General features: G+C 44.6%; 22 protein-coding genes. 6 read left to right on the top strand and 16 right to left on the bottom strand.

Annotation, left to right across the window (positions count from 1 at the left end):
* Positions 1-281: 281 nt before the first annotated feature.
* Positions 282-713, top strand: a complete 432-nt coding sequence (gene trxC / locus KIH87_RS18350) for a thioredoxin TrxC (RefSeq protein WP_232359298.1) — start codon at positions 282-284, stop codon at positions 711-713.
* A gap of 96 nt (positions 714-809) precedes the next feature.
* On the opposite strand, the gene KIH87_RS18345 is transcribed toward trxC, so the two are convergent.
* On the bottom strand, positions 810-1,097 hold the full coding sequence (locus KIH87_RS18345) for a glutaredoxin family protein (RefSeq protein WP_232359297.1): 288 nt from the start codon (positions 1,095-1,097) through the stop codon (positions 810-812).
* Positions 1,098-1,283: 186 nt separating this feature from the next.
* Between KIH87_RS18345 and KIH87_RS19445 the strand changes: the two genes are divergently transcribed.
* Positions 1,284-1,418, top strand: a complete 135-nt coding sequence (locus KIH87_RS19445; RefSeq protein ID WP_269751478.1) for a hypothetical protein — start codon at positions 1,284-1,286, stop codon at positions 1,416-1,418.
* Between the two features lie 220 nt (positions 1,419-1,638).
* On the opposite strand, the gene KIH87_RS18340 is transcribed toward KIH87_RS19445, so the two are convergent.
* The 5 genes from KIH87_RS18340 to KIH87_RS18320 all read right to left on the bottom strand — a co-directional run bounded on the left by KIH87_RS18340 (position 1,639) and on the right by KIH87_RS18320 (position 12,370).
* Complete coding sequence (locus KIH87_RS18340) at positions 1,639-4,155, bottom strand: endonuclease (protein WP_232359296.1); 2,517 nt, start codon at positions 4,153-4,155, stop codon at positions 1,639-1,641.
* 275 nt (positions 4,156-4,430) lie between these two features.
* Positions 4,431-7,871 (bottom strand): ExeM/NucH family extracellular endonuclease, encoded by a 3,441-nt coding sequence (locus tag KIH87_RS18335; RefSeq protein ID WP_232359295.1) that lies wholly within the window; start codon positions 7,869-7,871, stop codon positions 4,431-4,433.
* Between the two features lie 528 nt (positions 7,872-8,399).
* Entirely contained in the window at positions 8,400-10,739 is a 2,340-nt protein-coding gene (locus KIH87_RS18330) for an ExeM/NucH family extracellular endonuclease (protein ID WP_232359294.1), read from the bottom strand.
* 523 nt (positions 10,740-11,262) lie between these two features.
* Positions 11,263-12,018, bottom strand: coding sequence for a HesA/MoeB/ThiF family protein (locus KIH87_RS18325; protein WP_232359293.1), 756 nt, complete (start codon positions 12,016-12,018; stop codon positions 11,263-11,265).
* A gap of 13 nt (positions 12,019-12,031) precedes the next feature.
* Complete coding sequence (locus KIH87_RS18320; protein ID WP_232359292.1) at positions 12,032-12,370, bottom strand: zinc ribbon domain-containing protein YjdM; 339 nt, start codon at positions 12,368-12,370, stop codon at positions 12,032-12,034.
* A 103-nt stretch (positions 12,371-12,473) separates the two neighbouring features.
* Between KIH87_RS18320 and KIH87_RS18315 the strand changes: the two genes are divergently transcribed.
* Positions 12,474-12,887 carry a hypothetical protein gene (locus KIH87_RS18315; protein ID WP_232359291.1) on the top strand — a complete coding sequence of 138 codons (414 nt, stop codon included), beginning with the start codon at positions 12,474-12,476 and terminating at the stop codon, positions 12,885-12,887.
* A gap of 162 nt (positions 12,888-13,049) precedes the next feature.
* Here KIH87_RS18315 and KIH87_RS18310 read toward each other — a convergent pair whose 3' ends face one another.
* The 4 genes from KIH87_RS18310 to pepA form a co-directional block, all read right to left on the bottom strand.
* A complete protein-coding gene (locus tag KIH87_RS18310; protein ID WP_232359290.1) occupies positions 13,050-13,487 on the bottom strand; it encodes a GNAT family N-acetyltransferase in 438 nt (145 codons plus the stop codon).
* Positions 13,488-13,828: 341 nt separating this feature from the next.
* Positions 13,829-16,597, bottom strand: coding sequence for a valine--tRNA ligase (locus KIH87_RS18305; RefSeq protein WP_232359289.1), 2,769 nt, complete (start codon positions 16,595-16,597; stop codon positions 13,829-13,831).
* On the bottom strand, positions 16,590-17,069 hold the full coding sequence (locus KIH87_RS18300; RefSeq protein WP_232359288.1) for a DNA polymerase III subunit chi: 480 nt from the start codon (positions 17,067-17,069) through the stop codon (positions 16,590-16,592). The genes KIH87_RS18305 and KIH87_RS18300 overlap by 8 nt, the downstream gene beginning before the upstream one ends.
* A 3-nt stretch (positions 17,070-17,072) precedes the next feature.
* Positions 17,073-18,581 carry a leucyl aminopeptidase gene (gene pepA, locus KIH87_RS18295; protein WP_232359287.1) on the bottom strand — a complete coding sequence of 503 codons (1,509 nt, stop codon included), beginning with the start codon at positions 18,579-18,581 and terminating at the stop codon, positions 17,073-17,075.
* Between the two features lie 352 nt (positions 18,582-18,933).
* On the opposite strand from pepA, the gene lptF reads away from it, so the two are divergent.
* On the top strand, positions 18,934-20,058 hold the full coding sequence (gene lptF, locus KIH87_RS18290; protein ID WP_232359286.1) for an LPS export ABC transporter permease LptF: 1,125 nt from the start codon (positions 18,934-18,936) through the stop codon (positions 20,056-20,058).
* Positions 20,051-21,109 carry an LPS export ABC transporter permease LptG gene (gene lptG / locus KIH87_RS18285; protein WP_232359285.1) on the top strand — a complete coding sequence of 353 codons (1,059 nt, stop codon included), beginning with the start codon at positions 20,051-20,053 and terminating at the stop codon, positions 21,107-21,109. Before lptF ends, lptG begins: the two co-directional genes overlap by 8 nt.
* A 342-nt stretch (positions 21,110-21,451) precedes the next feature.
* On the opposite strand, the gene KIH87_RS18280 is transcribed toward lptG, so the two are convergent.
* Positions 21,452-22,213, bottom strand: coding sequence for an IS5 family transposase (locus KIH87_RS18280; protein ID WP_232359284.1), 762 nt, complete (start codon positions 22,211-22,213; stop codon positions 21,452-21,454).
* On the opposite strand from KIH87_RS18280, the gene KIH87_RS18275 reads away from it, so the two are divergent.
* On the top strand, positions 22,207-22,704 hold the full coding sequence (locus tag KIH87_RS18275) for an ATP-binding cassette domain-containing protein (protein WP_232359283.1): 498 nt from the start codon (positions 22,207-22,209) through the stop codon (positions 22,702-22,704). The two genes, KIH87_RS18280 and KIH87_RS18275, sit on opposite strands and share 7 nt — an antisense overlap.
* 101 nt (positions 22,705-22,805) lie before the next feature.
* Here KIH87_RS18275 and KIH87_RS18270 read toward each other — a convergent pair whose 3' ends face one another.
* The 5 genes from KIH87_RS18270 to KIH87_RS18250 all read right to left on the bottom strand — a co-directional run bounded on the left by KIH87_RS18270 (position 22,806) and on the right by KIH87_RS18250 (position 26,875).
* Positions 22,806-24,089, bottom strand: a complete 1,284-nt coding sequence (locus KIH87_RS18270) for a hypothetical protein (protein WP_232359282.1) — start codon at positions 24,087-24,089, stop codon at positions 22,806-22,808.
* Between the two features lie 120 nt (positions 24,090-24,209).
* Positions 24,210-24,893 (bottom strand): ion transporter, encoded by a 684-nt coding sequence (locus tag KIH87_RS18265; RefSeq protein WP_232359281.1) that lies wholly within the window; start codon positions 24,891-24,893, stop codon positions 24,210-24,212.
* A 97-nt stretch (positions 24,894-24,990) separates the two neighbouring features.
* Complete coding sequence (locus KIH87_RS18260) at positions 24,991-25,392, bottom strand: nuclear transport factor 2 family protein (RefSeq protein WP_232359280.1); 402 nt, start codon at positions 25,390-25,392, stop codon at positions 24,991-24,993.
* Between the two features lie 106 nt (positions 25,393-25,498).
* The gene (locus KIH87_RS18255) at positions 25,499-26,155 is read right to left on the bottom strand and encodes a histidine phosphatase family protein (protein ID WP_232359279.1); all 657 of its coding nucleotides are present in this window, start codon (positions 26,153-26,155) and stop codon (positions 25,499-25,501) included.
* A gap of 27 nt (positions 26,156-26,182) precedes the next feature.
* Positions 26,183-26,875 carry a zeta toxin family protein gene (locus KIH87_RS18250; protein ID WP_232359278.1) on the bottom strand — a complete coding sequence of 231 codons (693 nt, stop codon included), beginning with the start codon at positions 26,873-26,875 and terminating at the stop codon, positions 26,183-26,185.
* Positions 26,876-26,883 lie beyond the last annotated feature (8 nt).

Below are 26,883 nucleotides of genomic sequence, written 5' to 3'. Positions count from 1 at the left end.
TGGGGTGAATGATTGGCTTATGCAACTGTATCCAGGCAATGCATAGTCAGAAAACCATATCCAGAAAATAGCATCAGCTTAGATCGCAAAGGCTGAAAATGATTTCTCACAGCTTAACACTTTCTTTTTAAGTGTGTTAAATGGTGAATTTGAAGGTTCGATTTGATGGCGTGTCTCGAGTGTAGTCGTTTCATGCTGAGCATATCGAGCATTGATAATTCCAGCGAAAGTATTAGTCTTTGTTGCAGTCTTGATTAGCTTTTCGTTTTCGGAGAATTCCCATGCATATCGTTTGCCCATCCTGTAGCGCGACCAATAACATACCGGATGACAGATCTCATCTGGATGCCAAGTGTGGCAAATGCGGTGCGCAGTTGCATACTCATAGCCCTGCTGAATTAAATGACAGCAATTTTTATCGCTATATCGAAAAGAACGATATGCCGGTATTAGTGGACTTTTGGGCTTCCTGGTGTGGCCCTTGTCAGATGATGGCTCCTGCTTTTGCCAAAGTAGCCGGCGAAACAGAATCTATTTTGTTTTCCAAGGTGAATACCGAAATCGCACAGCAAGTGAGTGCGGAATTAGGTATTCGCAGTATTCCAACATTGATTTTATTTGCTGGTGGCAAAGAAGTCGCGAGAATGAGCGGCGCAATGTCAGAAGTGCAATTAAAAAGCTGGATAGTTCAAACGGTACAAGCTCATTTTTAAAGAAACCTTATTAAATTAATAATTAATTTAATCCTGATCGTTAAAAAACATTTTTTAACAAATTAAATGTTTTGTTTTTAATTTTGAGTTTAAATTTTACCGTTTTTTACTTTGGTTTTCTTTTGAGAACTTTTCATTAATTACATTTTCATTGTAACCTTTAATTAAGAAATTGCTTGTTAATATTAGGGGGTAAGCACTACCTCCTATTTCTTTGAAATGCTGCTTGCTGATAATATCCTTGTCTACGTCTAAAAAGGTGTAGCTAACGCCTAGTTTATCAAGGGAATCCTTGGTCTTTTTGCAGAACTCACACCACTCTACGCCATATACTTTAACGTATCCAGGTGCTACATAATATTCAAAATTTCCATATTCGATCATGGAATTCTCATGCCATTTATTTGTTAAAAAAAATGTCAAAATTGAGAAAAATGAAAAAAGTGAAATTATTTTAATGGTTTGTTTTAGGATAAGCATAAAATATTTTTTGGTGATTGACTTCTATAAAAACAACGATATATTGAAAAAGGATTATTTACAACAAATGGAAAACAAAAGGAAATTCTTATGAAAAAGAAATTAATATTGGCATTGGCTATTGTTGCGGGTATTTCTTCAGGAGCGCTTTACGCGAAACCACCGGTTTCTGAATGTGAAGTTAATTGCACTGATTTTTGCCGTTACGCAGGATTATGCGGTTAACTTGATTACTACAATAAATAAAATTTAATTTTATTTACAATTTCAGTAATTAAATAAAGCTCAATATAAAAAGCCCGACGAGACACACAATCGTCGGGCTTTTCTCTCTCATCACATTAAGGCTCAGGTATTAAACAAAAGAGACAAGATCAAGGAGCATCTATTATCTAAAATGTATTCGTTACCTGAACCAATATGATTCTTCTCTCAAGCAATAACCTTAATTAAAGCTCTGGCCGTTATTCAGCTGACCGGAGGTGTTAGACGCCGGGTTTTGCCAAATGAAGTCTGCGTAAGTTCTACCACTGCCAGACAATTGCAATGAACTGCCCACTGCTGTGCTGGAGGTTTCGCTAACGCCGACATTCTCGGATGTCATGCCTGTTGCTGCACCACTGGTTGCAGTTAGCGTACCTTCGTAGCTCAGGAACTGAACCACTTCGCCTGCTGCGTTGACCAGAGCGATGCCGTCAGGTGCGCCATTTTGCATTCCGGTGAAGGCAAAACTGGCGGTGCCAAAGCCATTGCTTTGATTAACGATGCTTCCAGACAAAGAAACCGTTTTATAAACACTGCCGTCTGAACCGTTGTAGCCCAACAATTTCCAGCCTGTTAAATCAACACCCGCAGTGCCTGCCACTTCAACGAACTCATTGGTATCGCCGCCTTGGTTGTCATAATGGAACTCGTTGATCCAAACGTTGCCACCTACAACCGGAGTATTGGTTGTCGCTGAAGCATCTGCGCTCATTGCTGATTCGTTGTCGTTAGTGTCTACCGCTGAAATGGCATAGTGGTAGGTGGTTGAATCGGTCAAACCTGCATCGGTATAGCTTGTTGCTGTCAACAGAGCGGTATTCAGTTTGGTATAAGTCGCAGCGCCATTATCACGACGATACAGGTTGTATCCCGCAAAATCTGATTCTGTGTTGCCTGACCAACTCAATACCACTTCCTGATCACCACCCGTAGCAACCAGATTCATGGGTACTTCTGGAGGAGTGGTATCAACGGTGCCGCCACCTGCAAATGATTGACCATTATTCGGTAGGCCAGCCGTGTTTGCTGCTGCCGCTTGCCATACGAAATCGCTGTAACTGCTTCCAGTGCCAGCCAATTGCAATGAATAACCTACTGGTGTTGTTGTGGTTTCTGCTACGCCGATATCTTCAGACGTCATGCCATTGGCTTCACCACCAACAGCAGTAAATACACCTTCGTAACTAATTAACTGCACCACGGCGCCAGAGGCATCAACCAAGGCTAGACCGTCAGGAGAACCATTTTGCATGCTGGTAAAAGCGAACTGCAAAGTACCATAACCATTGGCTTGATCCGCTATCACTCCAGATAAAGTCACGGTTTTATAGGATGAGCCGCCGTTTCCGTTATAGCCAACGATTTTCCAGCCTGTCAGGTCAGTACCTGCGCCACCGGCAATTTCTACAAATTCACCAGTGTCTGTACCGTCATTGTCGTAGTGGAATTCATTGATCCATGCTGTGCCCGGGTTGCTACCGCCACCGCCACCACCGCCGGTGCTGCCATCGGTTGTTGCTGTCGCTTGAGTGCTGTAGCTGGATTCATTGAATGATGTATCAACGGCTGAAACAACGTAATAGTAGGTACTTCCTGCTGCTACGCTATTGTCGGTGTAAGCTGAGGTCGTCACGGTCGTCGTGTTCACTTTAGTGAATACACCGTTAGGTGTTGAACGACGATAAACATTGTAGCCGCTCAAATCCGCTTCACTATTCGCAGTCCAGGCCAGTTCTACGAAGCCTGCGCCGCCAGTGGCAGATAAGTTAGTGGGTGCTGCTGGTGGCGTAGTATCGCCAGTTCCGCCGCCGGAACAGGTGTTTTGGAACACACACGCTACGTATTCCGGATGATCGATAAAGGGGTTACGGTTGCCTTGATGGGAATAAACGGCGTCATTACGGCGACGTTCGAAATCATCGACCGGATCTTCAATGTGCCATTGCAACAATACCGATTTAAGACCCATGTAAGCGACGGTTTGGTTAGAACCTGTATTGGACTGTTCTATTAACGCTCTATCATCGGTTAAGCGTAAATCGGGTTCAGCAATGCCAGTAATGCTATGTGTACCGCCTTCATAACGCACAGCCATATACATCAAGGCACGGGCAACGTCACCACGGCGACCACGCCAGGTTTCCCATGTACCCGCGGTGAATGAACCTTCAGTCCAGTTTGAGTCACTGGAGCTTCCGCCACGGTTATTGTTAAAGTCGGTGAACTTTTCAGTACAGGCTGAGCTACAGAAATCGTAGGGTTTGTTGCTACGGCTGCTGTTGTAGCCGCTGTCAGCAATAAACAGATGATGAGTATCTGTGTAAGGGTAGTTGTCGCTACCATCTACCGGGAAACCATAGGATTTTGGCCAGGAGTGTTCACGGTTGTACATGGTATTGCCGCCGCCCTGTTTCGGGTAAGAGGCGTTTTTATAGATATCGATAACGTTGTTTGTGTTGTCCGGATCGGTATCTGCCTGTTCCAGGATATCCCAGGTATCTGTGGTACTGGCTGTGTAAGGGAAGCGAGTATGGTCATCAATAATCTCATGTAGAGATTGATGCATTGCTGTACTCGATGACATGTTAACGGAATTGTAGTATCCCGCCGGTATGGCGGCTTGAACGCTGGTTGAGACTACAAACGTAGCCGCAATAGCGCAAACCATTTGCTTGATGTTTAACTTGTTCTCTGTCATTAGGTGGCACCTATGTTTATCTTCGGCTGTTGCCGCATCGCCGAAGTTTGATGTTTATATTTGTTTTTCTAATCAGGATGCCTGTTGAAGTGACTCGCTTACTGCGCGAACCCTGGATCAGGCGCCTGTTTCTAAATCACTTGATACCTCTCACTACCGATATGAGAGTTGTGCTAGTCCGTGCCTGAATGACTCTGGAAAGTTAATTCACTGCCCATTTCCAAAGCTTTTTAGATAATAAAAAGCCCGGTAAAAACCGGGCTTCTTTCGGGGAACTACTCTACTTCAAGAGACGCAGAGATTACGTTAGCCAAGATGCTGTACACAGCAGCTTTAGCTCTAAAGGATTCCGCCTGAGCAAGCAGCTTCTCTGCCGCTCGGGTTTTGCCTTTTGCCATCAGTGCAGCCGCTTTCGCTTCCAGCTTGGCAGCTTTTTCAGTGCTGCTCTTTCTGTCAAAGCGATATTGCTTACGTAATAGCTTTTCTTCATTGCGTTCAGACAGTGCTAGTTGACGAACAACCGTGATAACTTGCGTGTCTGTACCGTCAACGGCGAATAGGGTCGCGTCTGCCAAACTTTGATAGATCGCCGACTTCGCTTGTTTTTGTATTATAGAAGCCTGTTTGCGAGCGATCTTCTCAGCCTTTTTCTCCGGATCCAAAGCGGCAATTTCTGCTTCCAACTTCGCGATTTCTCTTTGCCACTTCGCAACATCTCTCAACCAATGGTTGGCACGCGCAGTGAAGTGCTTCTTGTCATGGTGCGACAAGCCGCTTACTGGCGCGATTTCGATGTCGGTCAGATTCGGATCGAAAGGTTTTTCAAGATTGATAGACACGATAACCGGGTCGTGATCCGACGAACGGTAGGCGTCTGCTGCATACAGGCTGACCAACTGCTCGTCAGTTTTGTATTCGGTGTTGTAGTCTAATATGCGAGGTTCATCAGTGTTGATGTGCCACTCAGTCACATCTACTACCTTGTCTAACATGAAAGCGTTAGCCAAAGCGTGATCCAACTGACCAGATTCACCAGAGTAAACATAGCTGTAAGCGTTTTCGATGTTCAAATGTTCGAACAGATTAACGAAACCGTTGTCAGCAAATGCTGTTAATGGATCTTCTTTCGCATAAGAGTTTAAGTCACCCAGTGCAATCACAGGCATTTCAGGGAACAATTCGTTCAGCCATACACCTGTTGCTTGAGCTGCATTGGTACGACGCAGGTTACAATGGCCTTGGCCGTCACCTTTGTCGGCATCACCTGCTGCCGCACAAGTAGAGGAAGTGCCTTTTGATTTCAAGTGGTTGATAGCAACGGCAAGGGTTTGCTTGTTTTCCAACAACATGAAAGCTTGAGACAACGCAGGACGGTTACCATAGTCAAGGAACAATGGTTCACCATCTTCACCCACGATAGAGTTTGAGCTATCCAGAATCTGTGCATCGCCAACCGGAGCCACAACAGAGCTGCGGTAGATTATGCCAGAAGCAATCGCGTCAGTACCGACCTGAGCAACGCCAGGGTTTACGTATTGCCACTCGTAGCCAGGATTTACTTCGTTCAAGCCAGCAACCAAATCTGCAATTGAGCTGTCTGCACCGTAGCCGTCGTTTTCAATTTCCAGCAAGCCGATAATGTCAGCATCAAGAGCAGAAATTGCCGCGAGGATCTTGGCACGCTGACGTGCAAATTCTTCTTCTGTGTTTGCACCACGAACGTTCATGGTATTGAAGTAGTTCAGTACGTTGAAGCTGGCAATGTTCAAGTTGCCTTCTGCTTCTAACTCAGGTGCGATAGTACGAGGGTTAGATGCTGTGAACTGAGCTTGATCAATTGGGTAAACGCGGAATTCACCGTAAGAATAGTGCAGTACACCTGCAGACAAGGTAACAGTGTCACCAACACGCAAAGTATTGCTTGCGGTTAAACCACCATTCGGGAAAGGAATTGGCGTTGGGTTTTGAGCGTTAGAACCGTCGTCCAAAACAAGAGAGTTTAAAGCGTTCTGAGCTGAAACGGCTAATGCTGCTTCGCCTGGCGCTGCTACTTGGGTTGGGTTCATACGACGACCGTTAGACAGGGTTACCTGACCATAACGACCCAGATTATAAGTATCGTTTACTGTTAAACCATTGAAGTTAACAATCATACCTTCCATTGGTTCTGCACTATCGGCAGCCGCAAATGGCAGGCTTAATTCAACAGGAGCTGGCAATGCCTGGCCTGACGCACACACGGTCAATGCGGTTACATTGCTCAATTGGGTCATATCGTTGTATTCACCAACAGACGCTTTAACACGTACGCGATCACCTACTGTAATCGTTTGAGCTGCGCTGCCAGTGTAAACGAAAATACCCTCGGAAGTGGCTGCATTGCCATCGTCTTCACCAACCGCTGTTTGCAGGTAGAAACCACTGATACCGGCTTGCATGTCGGCAGTGACAACCGCTTCAACTTCATGCTCACCTGTTAAAGTAGTGGCTGCGCCAGCACCTTGAATGGTGTGAATAGCTGTGTATTCAGTACCGCAGGTTAGCGTTGTACCAGTGTCGCCACCTGTATCACCACCAGTAGAACCGCCGTAGCTACCTAAATCACTGAAATCATCATTGCCAAAGCCTTGCCATTCAACCGCAGGGTCAAATGCGTCATCAACAATGGTGTCGCCAGCAGTCACGCTCGCTAAACGGCGTAATGTGTTGTTGGCAGTAGAAGAGTCGCCTATGCCCCATGCGGAACCTGGATCAACACCAACCTGACCAAATGAATCAATGGCTACGCCATCTTTATAAAGAACGTAAGCGTCGTCACCGTTGTGGCTGAGTGAACCGGTAATTTGGTCTGCTACAGCAAGAATGGCTGCATCGGCACTGGAATGTGCTAAAACAAATACGTCATTGGCTGCGATAGTGCCTGTTAATCCAAGATCGGCAGGCGTTGTGCCTCCATTAGAGAAACGTGCTAACGAGTAGCCGCTTGCTGCCAAATCAATGTCTGCGCCTGTAGGGTTATAGATTTCCAGCGCTTTGTTATTTGAGCTGCCTTCTACATATTCAGAGAAGTACAGTTCGCCAGCTCCAGTATCGCCGCTTCCATTGTCGCCGTTGTCACCACTACCTGTATCACCAGTGATGACTTCACCGGAAGGGAGAGTGATAGAACCTGCGCTGCTGGTGATTTCAATATCATCAACATATAAAGAACCAGTAGTAAAATCCGCGCTGTCGTAAACACGGAATTCAACAACCAAGCCGTCGCGAGTGTTGCTGCTGGAATCGAAAGTCCAGGTGTAGCTGATTTGCTGCCAACCTGAGCCGTCGGTATATGTGCTGTTGCCGCCAGCTGAACCGGCGTAAGAATCAATGTTGCTAGCGTCGTTAGTGTAGTGACCCCAGATGCGACCGGCAGGGCGATCCGCTGCGTCGTCGTGAACCCACATGCTTACGGTAACAGTGTCACCGTCGGTCAGGCCATTAACCCAGGCGACAAAACTTTGTGGCGTACCATTATCGATAGGGTCTACATCTTCTACTAAAAGAGAATAGCTACCCGTGTACGCTTGTTGCATTGAGTTGCTGTGTTGGATGTGATCCGCGCCATATTGCCCGAGCACGGTACTGCCATCTTCCCAGCCAAAATTTGCAGTTACTGCTTGAGCTTGTGTAGCCGCAAGAACTGCCGCCGCGATTACACTGATTTGTTTTTTCATTGTTTCTTCCAAACGTTGCCTAACATGAACGACCATTTGTTTTTTTCTTATAGAGCGCTGATTTATTATTTTTTCATCTAAGCGCTGTCCATATTCTGCACACATTGATTAACGCAGGAAGGTTTGAAAAAAAATCATAATATGTCGTTATTAAAGCTTTAAAAACAAATGCTTATATGGTTCCGGTAATCTTACTTATTGTTATGAGTAAGAATCCGCGAAGAGTTTTATTACTCAAATCGGGTTAATATTTAACCGTTGTCAAATTGTTGCAGATTATTGTCAACTGTAACTATGTGTAATCATGGTGTTATCTTGTGGTTGTTATTTGTACAAATTGAGACGTTCTTATCTGTTGTGGTGAATAGAAAAAGATCCTTGAAATACAATATTTGAATTCCAAAAACACGGATCGTTAACAGGCTTTTCTCCATATACCAGGCCATATAGTGACAACAATATATACAAGAACAAAAAAGCCCGGCGTTTGCCGGGCAAATCAAACAGGGATGAATCAAGCAATGACCCTTACAAATCCAGAGAAATGACGACTGGATCGTGGTCTGATGAACGATACGCATCGGGTGCATACAGGCTATTCACTTGAGAAGCGGTTTTAAACTCAGTGTTATAGTCCAATACCTTCGGTTCGTCGGTATTAATATGCCACTCTGTGATATCAACTACTTTTCCAACCAGAGCGGTGTTGCCCAGTGCGTGATCTAACTGGCCTGATTCGCCATTAAATACATAGCTGTAAGCATCGGTTTTATTGAAATGTTCAAACAATTCCGTATAACCATTGCCAGCCAAGGCCATAATAGGATCTTCTTTGGCATATGCATTCATGTCGCCAATCACCAGCACTGCATCGGAAGGGTACTGGGCATTGAGCCAGGTTCCTACAGCTTGTGCCGCATTGGTACGGGTCACGTTACAGTTACCTTGTAAATCACCTACATCCGGGTCGCCCACATCATCACAGGCTGAACCTTTTGATTTAAGGTGATTAACAGCAACTACAACACTCTGCCCATTGGCATTCAGCGTGAATTTTTGCGCCAGAGTTGGACGGTTTTTAGTGTCGAGGAACAGTGGATTCCCATTGCCATCTTTTGGCGAGTTACCGCTATCCAATATTTGGGCACCACCTGTTGGGGTAACGACAGAGCTGCGATAAATCAAGCCAACTGCAATCTGGTCTGTACCAATTGCGCTGACACCAGGGTTGATGTAAGCCCAGTTATACCCAGGGTCGGCTTGATCCAACGCGTCTACCAGTTCTTTAATTGAGCTATTGTTGTTGTAGCCATCGTTCTCAATTTCCATTAAACCAATGATATCTGCATTGAGTGTCGACAAGGCTGCAACGATCTTGTCTTTTTGGCGATTAAATTCTTCAGTGGTATTTGCGCCGCGCATGTTTAATGTATTGAAGAAGTTCAGTACGTTAAAGCTGGCAATGTTCAAATTACCTTGTGCGGTCAGGCTTGGTGCAATTGTACGAGGGTTAGACTCAAAGAATTGCAAGCCACTGACCGGAAACACGCGATATTCACTATAGGCGTAGTGCATAACACCTTCCGCCATTGAAACAGTATCGCCTACACGTAGCGTGTTGCTTGCCGTCAATTCTGGTGCCGGGAACGGGATCACTGCTGGATTCTGGATCGTGGAAGCATCATCCAGAATAATCTTGTTCAAGGCATTTTGTGCTGCAACTGCGTTAGCGGCTGCGCCTGGAGCGGCAACTTGAGTTGGTATCATGCGACGACCATTAGACAATGTCACCTCACCGTAGCGTCCCAGGTTATAGACTTCGTTAACGGTTAATCCAGAGAAGCTGACCAGCATGCCTTCATAGGCTTCTGCGCTATCTGCGGCTGCAAAAGGTAATGAGACAGGCGTTGCGGCTGGTAAAGTCTGGTTTGATGCGCAAACGGTGACAGAGCTAACGGCTCCTAATTGTGTTAAACCAAAGCTTTCGGCTGGTGTCGCAACAACACGTACTCTATCGCCAATATTAACGGACTGAGGACTGGTTCCCGTGTAGACAAACACACCTTCTGATGTACTGGCATCGGCATCTTCTTCGCCAATGGCACTTTGCACATAGAAGCCGCCAAGATCTGTCTGAACGTCGTGAGTGACGATACCTTCAACAGCCAATTCGCCCGTTAATGGTGTTGCTGCTCCTGAACCCTGAACCTCGTGAATTGGGGTGTATGGGTCATTACAAACGGTTGATCCGCCACCCGTTCCACCTGAACCACCGCCGCTACCTCCACCGGAACCAACGAATGAACCTAAATCATCAAATGCGTCATTGCCTGCACCTTGCCATTCTGACGCAGGGTTAAATGCATCGTTATAAATCGGATCGCCAGAGGTTGTGGAAGTCGAGCGGCGCAATGTGTTATTGACTGTTGAACTAGTGCCACTACCCCAGGCTGAACCGGGGTCAACCCCTACTTGTCCAAAAGAATCAACTGGCGAACCGTTTTTGAATAATACGTAAGCATCGTCACCGTTATGGCTAATAGAACCTGACAGCTGGTTGGCAACATTCTGGATTGCTGTTGCGGCACTGGTGTGTGCTATCACAAAAGTGCCTTTGGCGGGCACTGTACCTGAGAGTGAGATATAGGCTGGAGTTGTCGTTCCGTTGGAATATCTGGCAAGTTGATAACCTGCGGAGGATAAATCTACAGCAGTATCCGCGGGATTATAAAATTCCAGTGCTTTGTTGTAGGAACTGCCTTCAACATACTCTGAAATAAAGAGATCATTTGCGAACGCCGATGAGATTGCAAAGGTTTGTGATGCAGCACAGACGGCCGCGGCTATCATACCGATTTTAGTTTTCATTTTTTCTACCTTCAATTTTACACTTGTTATTTCATGCCAATATGTTGTTTTTATTTGGCATATGGTTTTTTAATAATTTTAATATTTGTTTTTTTAATGCTTTTTAATGAGTTTTTTCTACATTTAAGCGATATTTGACGGTATTTCGTTAAACATGCTTAGAAATATACCTATGGCTCATTGAGTATAATTATTTTACCTTGACTGAATTATTTCAATTCTCTTATGGCATTTTTTAGACGAATAAAATTGTGAGGAAAATTCAATTTGAATTGTTTACTATTTGACCAATTGGTCAGGAAATGCGCGCAAGGCTCGTCCTGTTTGAGATCTCTTTATTTGAGGTGTCTTAAACGTTTAATTTATGAGTTGAGAGCTATAACCTTCAACGACCCAGTTAATCCTGAATAATGGGGAAATAAGTGAAGGTATAAGTAAAATAAGGGGGAATTTTTAATCATAAAAATTGATTAAATTTTTGGTATTAATTCTAGTTTTGAATGGTTAAGCGGAAAGGCAGGAATCAACCAGCACAAATTGGGCACTGATCATAATGTTGGATGTACATTTCACGCCATTGGCTTGTCGCGGCATCAAAATGCATCAGTTTTCCTGCTTGAACATTCGCTACGCCAGATAAAAGCTTTACGGCTTCCAATGCCTGCATGGCACCGATGATACCGACTAAGGGCGCTAACACTCCGGCCTCCATACAGGAAAGCTCTTGCTCTCCAAACAGCCGGCTATAGCAGGCATAACAGGGGGACGGTGGTGTTGAATCTGGAATAAAACAGCAAACCTGGCCTTCCATGCGAATGGCTGCGCCTGTAATTAAAGGGGTTTGTGAGTCGACACTCACCTCATTCAGTAAATTTCGGCTGGCGAGGTTATCGCTACAATCAACAAACAGGTCAACTTCCCCTGCCAGCTTTATCAATTCAGCTTTATTAAGACGATGCGTGAAGGTTTGAATGTCACAATCGCTATTCATGGCTTGTAACCTTGCCTGAGCCGAGTGAACCTTGAACTCACCCACATTATGCTCAGTATGTAGAACCTGACGTTGTAGATTGGATAGTTCTACCTTGTCGTCATCCACCAGAATCAGATGACCGATTCCGGCGGCGACAAGATATTGTGCAACAGCACATCCCAATCCACCCACTCCGATTAAAAGAACCCGGGAAGCGAGTAACTTTTCCTGACCTTCCCAATCCATCGTCGGCAACATGATGTGTCTGCTATAACGGGTTGCTTGTTCTTGAGTGAGTGGTTTCATTCGGGGAATAGACTTAAGCTTTCTTAACGAATTCCGATTTTAGTTTCATGGCTCCAATGCCATCGATTTTGCAATCAATGTCGTGGTCGCCGCCGACTAAACGGATGTTCTTCACTTTTGTGCCTACTTTCACTACAGATGAAGAACCTTTCACTTTTAAGTCTTTAATAACGGTAACTGTGTCGCCGTCTTGTAACACATTGCCTACGGAGTCTTTGATCACAGGTGCGTCGTCATCTGCACCGGAACCGTCCGCAGACCATTCATGACCACACTCTGGGCAAATAAACAGATTTCCATCCTGATAGGTGTACTCAGATTGGCATTTAGGACAGTTTGGCAAATCAGACAATGTCGTTTCCTCTTAATAAATGAAGTGTCAATTGTGCCACAGGGTTGAAAGATGCTGCAAAAAGTTGTTGTATTAAGGCATCTTTGAGCTCGTCCATTTTTTTATGCGCCCTATTTTTCTTCCTGTTCGACATACGTTGTTGCTGTTAATACTGATATTAGCAATGGCAGCCTGTGGTTCAAATTCTCGAACCAGCAAAGTACACGGGGTATTTATTACCAGTATTAAAGCGGATGGCACAAAGCTCTTTGTATTCACGTCTCCAGAGGGCGGTAAAGGTGTGGGGCATTATAGCCATCCGGGTTTGATGGAAAGACAAGCTCCGGGGCGGCAAGGAATAGCGCATCGTGAAAGATTGCAGGATCTGATCATTGAAGCCTTAGAATTGAGATTAACTCAAAATGGCTATTGTCGAGAGGGTTATATCCAATTAGGCAGCTATATAGAGCGAGGCTTGTTTGAAATTCGCGGTGAATGTAATGAGGCTGCTACCGACGCGGATCGTAAGCAGTTTTAACAAGTGCTCACTCTTTTCGGTATACCGAGTATTATCGTCATGCTGATGAATATCCGCATCTCTCATGGTTTCTTTCATAGGTGCTGAAATCAATTCAGCATGCAGTCGATTTCTCAAGTGATCATGCCTGTTCTTTTTTCTACGCCATTAGCAATCCAGGCTTTAAATCAGTGATTTAGAAAAGTGGATTTTGTTGTTATCTGGATTAGAACGTTGCTCAAAATTCACGATCTTGTAGTGTTGTCGTAACAACATGCGCATCATGGACGGGAAGCGATTAGTGGATGCAACACTGATAATCTGAAAACCTTGAGTTTTCGCCCATTGTTCCTGAGCATTGAGTAAGCCATGTGCAACGCCTTTACCTCGATGCGTCGGGTTCACTGCTCCCAGCCAACTATAGAATTCCCTGTTGTTTTTACCGTAGCCAATTTTAAACCCAACCACTTCGCCGCAGTCATAGGCGGCGAGGATCAAATGAGGTTTGCCCGCTAGCCGTTTCTTCAAGTCGGCTAAGCTTTTGAAATGAGAAAACTCAGGGATGGAACGATACACTTTTACAATTTCGGCAATCGTCGCTTTTTGATATTTATAGCTCATGATAATGCCCTCTATCGTTCAGAGTGCGTCTGGATGCATTAGCCTCGTCTATTAAAGACGGCTTTAAATGTCGTGCCTTCATCTATCCAACTACCTATAGATCATACTAATGGATTGACTCAGCAGAACTGAAATGATTGTCAGCAATCATTCAGAGGGAGATATTCCCAACTGCTAACATCTGCAATGTATTGATTGCAGAATGTACAATTGGTTAATAATACATCAGCCGTATAGTGCAAACCATACGGCTGTTGATTGTTTTTTATACTGTTTTGGCACAACCAGAGAATCTGTTGTGCCGCAGTCTTATAAAAGGCGGGTTGATTTACTCGCTCGTGTTAAAGAGCGGAAATACTATCGTGCTGTTCTTTTAGCTTGTCCATCTGCATCTTGAACTCTTGCAGTTTGGCTTTTTCCTTTTCAATGACATCTGCTGGAGCCTTACCTACAAAGCTTTCATTCGACAGCTTGCCTTCAGTGCGAGCATAGTCTTTGGATATTTTATCCAGAGCTTTACTAATACGCGCTAATTCGGCTTCTTTATCAATAAGCCCTGCCATTGGAATAAGCACTTCCATTTCGCCTACCAAAGCCGCTGCCGATGCGGGTGCTGCTTCGCCTGAGGCTAATACTGTCACTTGCTCTAGTTTGGCTAGTGTAGACAGGAAGCTGTGACATGTTTTCACGCGACGCTGATCTTCTTCTGAAGCATTGCGAAGCAATACAGGAACGGGCTTGTTTGGAGAAATATCCATTTCACCACGAATGTTACGAATACCCACAATAAAGGTTTTCAGCCACTCGACATCTTGCAACGCCTTGTTGTTTTGCTTGCTGTCTTCGATAATCGGGAAGGCTTGTACCATGATGCTGTTCACATCGCTGACATCGGTAAGTGGTGCAACACGTTGCCAGATTTCTTCCGTGATAAATGGCATAAATGGATGCAACAAACGTAACAGGTTTTCCAGTACATTAACCAAGGTATGGCGAGTGCCACGCTTTTGCGCTTCGCTACTGGTATCGCTGTTAAGCACAGGTTTGGTTAATTCCAGATACCAGTCACAGAACTGGTTCCAGGTAAATTCGTAAACGGTTTGAGCGGCGATATCGAAGCGATATTCCGAAACCGCTTGTTCGAAGTCTTTTACTGCATTTTGGAACTTCGCCCAGATCCATTGATCTGCCAGACTTAATTCCATTTCTCCGCCTTGTTTGCCGGTATCCTGATCTTCTGTGTTCATCAGCACGAAACGTGATGCGTTCCATAGCTTATTGCAGAAGTTACGATAACCTTCAACGCGACCCATATCGAAATTGATGTCGCGGCTGGTTGAAGCCATCGCCAGGAAGGTGAAACGCAAAGGATCTGTGCCGTGTGCAGCAATACCTTCAGGGAACTGCTTGCGAGTACGTTTACTGATCTTCTCTGCCAATTGGGGTTGCATCATTCCGGCTGTGCGTTTGTTCACCAGGGAATCCAGATCGATACCGTCGATCAAATCGATAGGATCGAGGACGTTACCCTTGGATTTCGACATTTTATTGCCCTGTTCGTCGCGGATCAGGCCAGTAATGTAGACTTCTTTAAATGGGATTTTGCCAGTGAACTTCATGGTCATCATGATCATGCGGGCAACCCAGAAGAAGATGATATCGAAACCAGTTACCAACACAGATGAAGGTACGAAGGTTTCCAGTTCAGGTGTTTTTTCTGGCCATCCCATCGTGGCGAATGGCCACAATGCTGACGAGAACCAGGTGTCCAGAACGTCGTTGTCTTGTGTTAATGCAATATCTGCTGACAAGCTGTGCTTACTGCGCACTTCTTCTTCTGTGCGACCCACGTAGACATTACCGTCGCTGTCGTACCAGGCTGGAATACGGTGTCCCCACCATAATTGACGGGAAATACACCAATCCTGAATGTTGTACATCCATTGGAAATAGGTTTTGCTCCAGTTTTCCGGTACGAATTTGATGTCGCCGTTTTCTACCGCTTCAATCGCTGGCTTGGCTAATGGTTCTACTTTTACATACCACTGGTCGGTCAGATACGGTTCGATAACCGCGCCCGTTCTGTCGCCACGAGGCACTTTAAGTTTGTGATCTACAACCTTAACCAATACGCCGGCGGCATCTAATTCGGCTACGATTTTCTCACGTGCATCGAAACGATCCAGACCCCGCAAGTGCTCCGGCGCTTCGTCGTTCAATTTGGCATCGGCAGTGAAGATGTTGATCATCGGCAAGTTGTGACGCTTACCAATTTCATAGTCGTTGAAATCGTGAGCTGGAGTGACCTTTACACAACCTGTTCCGAATTCAGGATCGGCATGTTCGTCGGCAACAACCGGGATTAAACGGCCTGTAATGGGCAGTTTGATTTCTTTTCCGATAAAGGCTTGGTAGCGCTCATCTTCCGGGTTTACGGCAACGGCGGTATCACCCAACATGGTTTCTGGACGAGTAGTGGCAACAATCAATTCGCCACTACCGTCTGCCAATGGGTAGCGCATGTGCCACATGTGGCCGTTTTCTTCTTCGTTTAATACTTCCAGATCGGAAACCGCTGTGTGAAGAACCGGATCCCAGTTAACCAGACGTTTGCCGCGATAAATTAAGCCTTCTTCGTGCAACTTAACGAACACTTCGGTAACGGCTTTGGACAGGTCTTCGTCCATGGTGAAGGCTTCACGATTCCAGTCACAGGAATCGCCCAAGCGACGCATTTGGCTAGTGATAGTACCGCCAGAGTGCTCTTTCCATTCCCAGATTTTTTCAACGAATGCTTCGCGTCCCAGATCGTGACGGGTTTTACCGTCAGCAGCCAGTTGACGCTCTACAACCATTTGGGTTGCGATACCTGCGTGGTCTGTACCTGCTTGCCACAAGGTGTTGTCACCTTTCATGCGGTGGTAACGGGTTAAGGCATCCATAATGGTATGCTGGAATGCATGCCCCATGTGCAGGCTGCCCGTTACGTTGGGAGGTGGTAGTAAAATACAGTAAGGACTGCCAGTGCCACTGGCTTCAAAATATCCTTTGCTTTCCCAATCTTGGTAACGTGCTTGTTCAATATTTTGCGGATTAAACGTTTTATCCATTGTTATTCTCATTAATCTGGTCGGCGGGGATGGTATTGAGTTCATACCCTGCCGCACGATAGTGTTTGTAACGTACTCTTGCCTGTTGTTTTTGAGTCTCTTGCGATGGGACGAAATCGTAAGCGAATTGGAAACGATTCGCGAACGATGGAAAGAGCTCGGCTAAATTGATCAGTACAGGGCTGTTTACACGAGGTGGCGATTTGCCTTCCTTATTCCAACTGATTTCAACAGGTGAGTTTCCTGCACCTTCTCCAACCAGGTTATGGGGAACAAAAGCATCAACAGGACGTTGCCATAGCAATTCGTCGAAGGCTTCCGCTTGCTGTTGATCCTGACATTGCACCCATACTCGTTGGCGGTTGCGATAACAACGAGCAGCCACATCGCAAGCATAAGCCAGCAATCGTTGTTGTTCGCTGTCGGCTTGCGAAGTTTCTTCAGGCAAAAGATAAAAAATAGCTGCTGGCATGGTTTAGTCTTCGGTCTCTACACCAGCTTTATTCATCACATATTGAGCCAGCATGGCAACAGGACGACCTGTGGCGCCCTTTTCCTTGCCGCCGCTAATCCAGGCTGTACCAGCTATATCCAAATGCGCCCAATGGTATTTGCGGGTAAAGCGAGACAGAAAACATGCCGCAGTGATCGTTCCGGCAGCGCGTCCGCCTAAATTGGACATATCTGCGAATGGGCTTTCCAATTGCTCCTGATATTCATCCCAAAGCGGCAAGCGCCATGCGCGATCACTACTTTGCTCGGAAGCATTGATGAGTTCATGAGCCAAAGGATTGTGGTTACTCAGCATACCTGTCGCGTGTTTGCCCAAGGCAACGACACAAGCGCCAGTGAGCGTTGCCACATCAATGACCACGTCGGGGCTGAAACGTTCTACATAGGTAAGGGCATCGCACAACACCAAACGGCCTTCGGCGTCGGTATTTAATACTTCCACGGTTTGTCCTGACATGGTTGTCAGAATGTCGCCCGGTCGGTAAGCATTCGCGTCGGGCATGTTTTCACAGCCCGCTAATACACCAATGACGTTGATCGGCAGTTTCATTTGGGCGATAGACTGCATGGCTCCAAGAACAGATGCGGCGCCGCACATGTCGTATTTCATTTCGTCCATGCCATCTCCTCCTTTCAGAGAGATGCCGCCTGAATCGAAGGTGAGCCCTTTACCCACCAGCACGACAGGGTTTTGGCTTGGTACGCCGCCTTTGTAGTGCATAACAGTCATCATCGACTCATTTTGAGAGCCTCGTCCGACAGCCAGGTAGGAATTCATATTCAACTCTGCCATTTGAGCTTCATCAATCACTTCAATGGTCAGGTTGTCGTGCTGTTCTGCAATTTCCATTGCCTGATCACGTAAATAGGCTGGGTTGCAAATATTGGGAGGCATGTTGGCGACATCTTTCGTGGTTTTGATGCCAGCAGAAATTGCCATGCCGTGTTCAATCGCTCGCTCACCGGTTGTGAGTTCACGACGGGTAGGCACATTAAACACGATTTTACGTAGAGGACGGCGAGCTTCGTCTTTACGGGATTTCATGGCCGTAAAGTTGTACAGCGCTTCGTTGGTTGTTTCAACGGCGTGACGTACTTTCCAATAGGTGTCGCGACCTTTTACATGTAATTCAGTCAAAAAGCAGACCGCTTCCATTGAACCGGTTTCATTGAGTGTGCTGATGGTTTTCTTGATGATTTGGCGATATTGACGTTCGTCTAACTCACGCTCTTTGCCACATCCTACTAATAAAATGCGTTCGCTTAGCACGTTAGGAACATGGTGAAGTAATAGCATTTGTCCGGCCTTGCCTTCCAAATCGCCACGGCGTAATAGATTGCTGATGTAACCTTCGCTGATGATGTCCAATTGTTCGGCAACGGGTGTTAAACGTCGGGGTTCAAAGACACCAACAACAATACAGGCACTACGCTGCTTTTCAGGACTGCCGCTTTTTACATTGAATTCCATAGGGATTCCTCAAATAGCTCGACGCCAACCTCACTGTTTACTGTCGGGTTATTGCTATAATTAAAAACTGGTCATTGATACGACATATCCAATGGAAGGATAAGTTATTGTTTGCAATGCTCAACTCAGGCAGAGATAATCACTACGCCCGGAGTGCTTTAGCCCTTAAATTTCAACGTCCAAAGCCATGATGATAGTGCTGAGTGACGCTGACCTATGACCAGACAAATATATAAAAACGGTAAGTTTACTTGAAATTTCTAGGCATTCCACTAAAAAACCCTGTTTTCTTGCTTCTCAAACACTAAAATCAGGTGTTTGGGGGCGCTAAATTGATAGGCCAGGAGATAACGTGTTACTACTGAAGTATCTACTTCGAGAAACCATAAAGTCACAATTTGCTGTATTCCTGGTGTTAATGGCCATTTTTATTACTCAGCGCTTTGTGCGAGTTCTTGCTGATGCCTCTGACGGCGATATTCCTGCCAGTTTGGTGCTTGGTTTTTTAGCATTAAAAATGCCGGTTCTGGCAGCACTTATTCTTCCTTTAAGTTTTTTCCTCGGCATTATGTTGGCGCACGGGCGTTTGTACGTTGATAGCGAAATGACAGTGATGAGAGCCTGTGGCGTTAGTGAATGGTATGTTGCCCGAGTGATGATGGTGTTGGCCTTGCTGTTTGCTATGTTGACGGGGGTTCTTACTCTGTGGATAGCGCCTTTGTCGGTAGAAACCCAGTATCAGTTGGAGGATAGAGTCGCAACAGAAGCGGGCTTGATAGCGTTGATTCCGGGTCGTTTTGAAGAAACCTCGAATAAGCGCGCGGTGATGTTTGTGCACGATATCACCAGCGACAACAAATTGCAGAAAGTCTTTTTGGCGCAACATGATGCTGAATCGGCGAGTCAGGATATTCAGGTTGTTTACGCTGAAGGTGGCTATGTTGAAGAAAATAAAGATGGTTCCCAAAAGTTAGTGCTGACTAATGGTTCTCAGTACGAAGGTGAAAAAGGCCAGAATGATTTTCATATCGTTCAATTCGAGAAATATCAGATTCAGATCGCAGAGCAGGAAGCTGAACAGCAACGGCGCAAGCTCTCGGCCTATCCAACGTCGCAGTTATTAGAAGAAGACTCGCTTGCTGCTACAGCTGAATTCCAGTGGCGTTTGGCGATTCCTCTATCTATCCCGTTTCTGGTGTTGATAGCTGTTCCTTTGAGCACCGTCGATCCGCGTCAGGGTCGATTTGGCAAGATCTTTCCGGCTTTGTTGTTGTACCTCGGTTATTTCCTGCTGATGATGGCGAGTCGAAAGGCGTTGGAAGATGGCAAGATCCCACCTGCTTTGGGCGTGTGGTGGGTGCATATGGTTATTCTTGCCATTGGGGCGCTCCTGATCCTGAAAGAGCGATCATTTGGCGTAAGGATTCGAGCTCGTCTCAGAGGGAAACATCATAATCAGGGGGAAGGACATGTTTAGTATTATTGATATGTACCTTGCAAGAACCTTGCTGGGTACGACTTTCGTTAGCCTTTCGGTTCTGATTGGGTTAAGCGGTTTGATCAAGTTTATCGAGCAACTACGCCATATTGGCAGTGGTAGCTTCGATATGACGGTTGCCGGCGTTTACGTTTTACTGAGTTTACCTCGTGATATTGAGCAGTTCTTCCCTATGGCAACCTTGTTGGGAGGCTTAATTGGCATGGGGCTTCTGGCCAGTTCCAGCGAATTAACAGTGATGCAGGCTTCGGGCATGAGCCGTTTAGCCATCATTAAATCGGCAATGAAAAGTGCGTTGTTGATGGTGCTGTTTATTATGGCATTGGGGGAATGGGTTGCGCCTATGACCGAAACCAAAGCCAAAGAAATTCGAGCTCAGGCGATTTCCGGCGGTAATTTGTTCGCGTCGGACAAGCTGACCTGGGCAAAAGACGGTGACAAGTTTGTGAGTATTGGGGAAGTGGTTAACAGGGATGAACTTCGCGATATTACGATTTACGATTTCTCTGAAGATTTACAACTCACCACTATTACCACTGCAAAATCAGCCACTTTTAACGGCGAAGAGTGGCAGTTGAAAAGAGTGGGCAGTACACAAATTGGTGAGCAGATAAAGAGTTCTAAAAAAACTGAAGAGCAGTGGTTATCAAGCTTAACGCCCGACAAGTTGGGGGTAGCGATCATTAAACCGGAAGCGTTATCCATTGAGGGCTTGTACAGCTATATCCAATATCTGGAAAACAACAGTCAGGACGCTAACCGTTATCAGCTGGCATTCTGGAGGAAACTACTGCAACCGGTCTCGGTTGGAGTCATGCTATTGCTGGCGTTATCTTTTATTTTTGGCCCGCTACGCTCAGTGACAACAGGAGCCAGAATTATATTAGGTGTGCTAACCGGCTTTGGCTTCTTCATTGTTAACGAAGTTTTTGGGCCTTTAAGCATGGTATACAACTTCCCGCCCGTGCTCGGAGCATTAACACCGAGCTTATTGGTTGCATTGTTTGCGTTGCAGATGTTGAAGCGGTAAGTGAAAGCTTGGGAGGCTTAACCTGCCTGAATGTTTGCAAATGGTGTTAATCGGTATACTTCGTAACTAATTGATATTATAGATTTATATTTTATTTTGATTGAATGCCCGTTTTATCAATTTTTACAACGATTGAGACCGATTTGAAAATCTGGGCACAGAAATTAGAGTGTTTTTAGTGTTATAATCACACTTTTGTAGGCGTTTTTGTCGTAACTTTTATTGTAATTTTAGAACCGTTTTACTGACCATTTCCGCGATTTGAGAACCGATACTTTCATCGAATAATTCAGATGCTTCAGTGAAGGTTTTCTCTAGACAGTGTTGATCTTTGTTTATATTTCAATCGCAATACATTGGTAGCCACATCATGACAAAGGCCAGAGCGACTATGCTGCGATAGTTCCTCGCCAATTTGTCATACCGAGTGGCAACGGCTCTGTATTTCTTTATCTTCATAAAGGCATTTTCAACAAGGTGTCGGTACCTGTATAAACACCAGTCCATTTGGCTATTTCCGATGCGGCTATTTTGCTTCCTTGGTATCTGCGATTGACTGCCCTTATTTTCGATAAAGTCCCTTAAAACCTCGCTGTCGTAGCCCTTGCCTGCAATAACATGCTGTGCCGTAGATGCATGATTAATCAAACTCTCTGCATGGACAATATCGTTAACTTGACCACCCGACAATTCAAAATAAACTGGCAATCCGCCGCTATCGACAGCCAAATGGATTTTAGTCGAGTTACCGCCTCGGCTTTTGCCTATTGCTTCTTCGTCTTTGCGACCACTTCGAGCACTATCCTGATGGGCTTTGACAATACTGCCATCGATGAACAGCCACTCTGTATCACTTTCCTTCGCCAGAGTGCTCAACAATTTTTCTAAAACACCTTTTTTCGACCATAAGTTAAACCGCCGAAAAATGGTATTCCATAGACCAAACTCAGGAGGTAAATCTCGCCACTGTATACCTGTGCGCATTCGATAAAGAATGCCTTCCAGCGTATTTCTGTGTTCATATTTATTGTAAACCCGCCCACTTTCTTTGAGCACATTTTTTAACTTTTCCCAAGCATTATCTGTTAGCATTGTTCGTGGCATTGCATCACCTTCGGTATAACGATTTTTGGCGAAACCATTATACCTTGATGCTATGCCGATTGTTTTTTACACAAAGATCAACACTGCCTAGAGAAAATATTTGTTTTTTTCAACCTGATGTGGATTTCGAAAAAGTCCTACGAGTCGCTAAATTGGCTGCAATTCACGATGACATAATGGCAATGCCAATGCAGTATAATTCGTTAATCGGGGATATGGGCACAACTCTGTCAGGAGGCCAAAAACAAAGAGTACTTTTAGCAAGGGTGTTATATCGCAATCCGCAAATATTGTTTCTTGATGAGGCAACTTCCCATTTAGATATCAAAACCGAGTCACTAATCAATGAAGCGGTAAAGCACATGAATATTACGAGGATTATCGTGGCACACCGGGCCGAAACTATACAATCGGCGGACCGAATAATGATTCTGAAAAATAAGAAATTGACCGAGATTAGTAAAGAAGAATGGCGGGACAAAGTTTCATAGGCGTGGATTTTGAATCATTCTCATTGAATTTATATGTGATTTTTTAGACTCCAGCTGCAACCAATATGATGCAAAAATACCTAAAATCAATCCTGGAAGCTCTAATTACTAATTAAGATCGTTTTGGAGGAGTACTTCTTTCCCGATAATGAGTCAATTAATATACGATAATTACCAGGAGGCAGATATAAGTTAGCAATAGATTCACTGTCTTTAAGCAATATTTGATCCATGGGAATTGATTTTATTCCTTTTTCATTCCATTCGTCTTCAATGACGGCTTTAACTGCGATAGGCCTTTCCTTCGGTAAATGAGTAGCCCTATAAAGTTGTCTGTCTTTTTTATTAACTAACCAATTTGCTCGTCCATTAACTATTTCCTCTCTGGGATGGAATACCGTTAAATCAACGGCTTCAGAATAGCTAGTTGAAACCAACCATTCGTCGTTTTTATTCTTAAATACAAGTGATTGAGTTTCAAGATAAGGTTCAACAAATTTGTATGTGGGATCTGTTAGTTCATCCTCATAACGAGCAGTGCCACTGACCTGGTCAATTGTTAACGGGTCGATGCCAGTAAACTTCTTAAATTGCGCTGCCATCCATTCTTGTCCTTGAGAGCTTACATTTTCTTTTATGTGACCATATCCCGCATAAACTAAAATTTTTGCATTAGGCATTTTTTGCAAAGCTTGAGCTATATTTTGGGCTTGCTCAAATTCTCTTTTATTACCAGCCGCTTCGTACTTAACAAACTTATAGCCAGCTAAAGCTGCACTTCTAATGAAATCGCCAAATTCTGGATCTGAAGTATAAACACCTGTTTCAATTGTTGGGTATCCGGACGACTTTAACGAACTTAAGTCAGAAAAGGTTTCTGCTGCTATGTGAGTAAATCCTATTTTTCTGAGCGCTAAAGCAAGGTTTTTAGCAAAAAAGCGGTGCATTGAAACATGATGGGCTTCATTTATCATTACTATTTGATGTTCCTTTGCGATGGCAACAATTTTTTCTATGGCTGCGAATTCTTCTAAATCTACTGCCTTAACAGATAGGTTTTCACCGCCTTTCTGAGATTTGTTCTTGCTCCTAGCCAGTTTGTCTCGATCAAATACTAATTGAGAATCGGCTTCCAGACCCAGCTCCGAATTAAGTACTGACAAATCATGCGCCATAAGTTGTTCTGAAGAAAAAGTAAGTTGGCCATCAGGAGTTGATATGGTGATCGGTTTCGGGGGGCTTTCAAGTAAATTATGTAAAGCTTTTAGCGCGCAATTGCTTCTACTCTGTAGTTGATTTCGATTGCAATCCTTATCTATCAACATTTCATCAGCGAAACTACTGGTAGCTAAAATTATCATACTTATCATTGTTAATAGTTTCACTTCAGTTCACCTTTTAGTTCAGGAATGTTACTAAATATCACTTATATAAATATAAAAACATCAATCAATTTAGACACCTAAAGGTGCTTGACTGGTAAGGCTCAAGCTAAATTGAAGGGATTATTTTTGATTGCTTGGGTGTTCCTTTCTGCCCAGCAACCAATTGGCAGCCATTCCCGAGAAAGTGCCAAACAGTCCAATGCCTGCGACACATAAAATGGCTGCGACAATGCGTCCGCCAGTGGTGATAGGGTAGTAGTCACCATATCCAACCGTGGTTAGGGTAACAAACGCCCACCAGATGGCATCTTCGGCACTTTGAATATTGGAATTTGGAACTTGTCCTTCGAAATGCAAAATACCAATTGGGCCTAAAGCCATAAGCAGGAAAGTGATCACCAAGGCACTGGAGAAGGCCAGTTCAGATCTATCTCTATCAACCAATTTAAGTAATACGGTATGCACATTAAGGTGACGCATTACTTTAATGACACGGAATATCTGAAAAATCCGCAAAAATCGGAATTCTTCAATGACCGGGATACTGGCGAGTAAATCGATCCAACCCCATCTCATATATTGCAGCTTGCTTTGTGCGCTGAAAAATTGCCGCAAAAAGTCGATAAAAAACACGAAACACACGACAAAATCCATGTAATAGAGAATTTCTGCCACTCTTTGTTCGAGTGCCATGGTGAGTTGCACAACCACTGATACAATCGAATACAAAGACAATACCAACATCAGTAAATCAAACAGTTTTACTGGTGCTTCTTTAAGCTGGGACTGAATTCTGAAATGCATAGTTCGATTGATATTGGTTTATTGAGTCATAACGAAATATTGCCCAAGTATAGATGATTACACTTTAAAATTGGCCATATTGTTTGGGTTAATTCTATTAACCCTGCTGTTTTAATCGGTAAATCTCTGCAACCAGTTCTGTGCGGTCAAAATACACTTCGTTACGGCGAATTTTCCCTTGTTCGTCGAACTGCACAAAACAAACGCCAATACATTCGATTTTTTTATCGCCAACGGGGATCACTGCGAGCCATTTATTGAGAAAACCACCTTCCATGGGAATGGGTTCAATTTGAGTCCATACCCATTCAGGGGTTTGGGCTAACAATTTTGAGAAGTAAGCTAACAGCGCTTCTTTTCCCTGAACACCTTTAGGGATGCCTGGGTCGAGGTAGAATGCATCGTCTGAATAGAAATCTGCCAGTTTTTGCGGGTCGTTGCCTGTCCATGCTGGGAGCCAGCGTGAAGCAAATTCTCGGGCTTGGTCTTTGGTTAGCATATAATCTCTACTCTTATCTATTTGCTTTCATATTAACGTGATTGCCACAGGAAAAAACTGACGAAAAGTGACAAGGTGTTTGCTATAGCGAGCAGAATAAATCAGGTTAGATATGCTTTAACGGCTTCACTCCCCATTCCACACAGCGCCAGTTGGCTTCGTCGTCTTCTTTTTCGAAAATGCAGATGCCACCAGTGGTTACTTTAATATCGTGTTCAGCGATAAAGCCTTCAAAATCTCCTGTAATAACAGGGGCGAAGCGAATAGTGCCATTACTGGAGACTAATAAGACATTTTGATTTGGATGCTCGGTGGCGATAGATTGACTGAAGTCCAACCATGATTGTTTCAGCGCTTCGACATCTACCTGCCAACCCGGAGGCGCGATAGCCTCACGGTTCCACTTTTCTATGATTAATTCCCCGGCTTTTAAGTCACCATTACCCAAGCGCAGCATGACTTGTTCTTCGGTTTTGTCTTCGTCGGGACCGTAATCAATTTCGTTGAAATTGTGTTTTACCTGAATTGCGGAAGTGTCGAATTCAAGGGCTTCACAGGCCAATTCGGCTGTTTGAATATGACGCTTCAAAGGGCCACAATAGACGGCATCAATATTGATGCCCAGCTTCAACAAGTACCTGCCAATTGCGTTGCCTCTTTCATTTTCTACCAAGGGTAAATCGGTGTTTGCGCCCACTCGTGTTGGTGTTTGCTCTTTAGTGAAGGTATTTCCGTGGCGGGCAATAATCAGTCTGGTTGTCACTGTTCTTCTCTTGTCTGTCTGATCTATTTATTGATGCGACTCAATGTAGTGAACCGGCATTATAGACTCGTATTCGGGTAAAAGTGAGTTTAATGCCTGATGGCGATCTTCAATATATGCCTTGGGAGTATGGCGTCCAGAATCTCTCTGCTGGTTTGAGCTAGCCCGCTGATAAGCCTGTTCCAGGCTGATTTTAAGCACTTGCATTTGCGTACTGTAAGCAAATTCTTGTTTGATGATGCGATATAAATTCACATGTTCTTGTAGCGCTGAACTATGCTCAAAAATAATCGAATGCCCTTGCTGGATTGCTCTGGAAAGTAGTTCATAGCCCGCAATTCGGGCGACTAATTCAGTGTTGAGAAAAGCCGTTTCTGCGCCATTGTTTAACATCAAGCGTTGATATAAGGGCATGGTTTGCATTATGTCATCGAAACTGACGATACAAGAGGTGTTTTGCTTCAAAAGGGGGCTTATATGAGCCCTGATATGAGTCGATTTTCCGGAATAGGGTATTCCGGCAACCACTAATAGTTCAGGATTATTCTTTGTCGTAATAGCCGGTTTAATCTGGCTGAGCTTTTGGTTAATCATCGTTTCCAAAAGCTCACATGCTTCAATAATATCTGGTGAATCCATGCCAGATGAAATGGATTCAAATGCCTTATGGATATCCTTGTAGTGATATCCCGTAATTCGGTAGGCAATATCAGCGAGCATTGGTATTT

The sequence above is a fragment of the Paraneptunicella aestuarii genome (genome assembly GCF_019900845.1).
In the GTDB taxonomy this organism is placed as follows: domain Bacteria; phylum Pseudomonadota; class Gammaproteobacteria; order Enterobacterales; family Alteromonadaceae; genus Paraneptunicella; species Paraneptunicella aestuarii.
The sequence above is the reverse complement of the archived record's forward strand: the minus strand, read 5'-3'. Positions and strand labels throughout refer to the sequence as shown.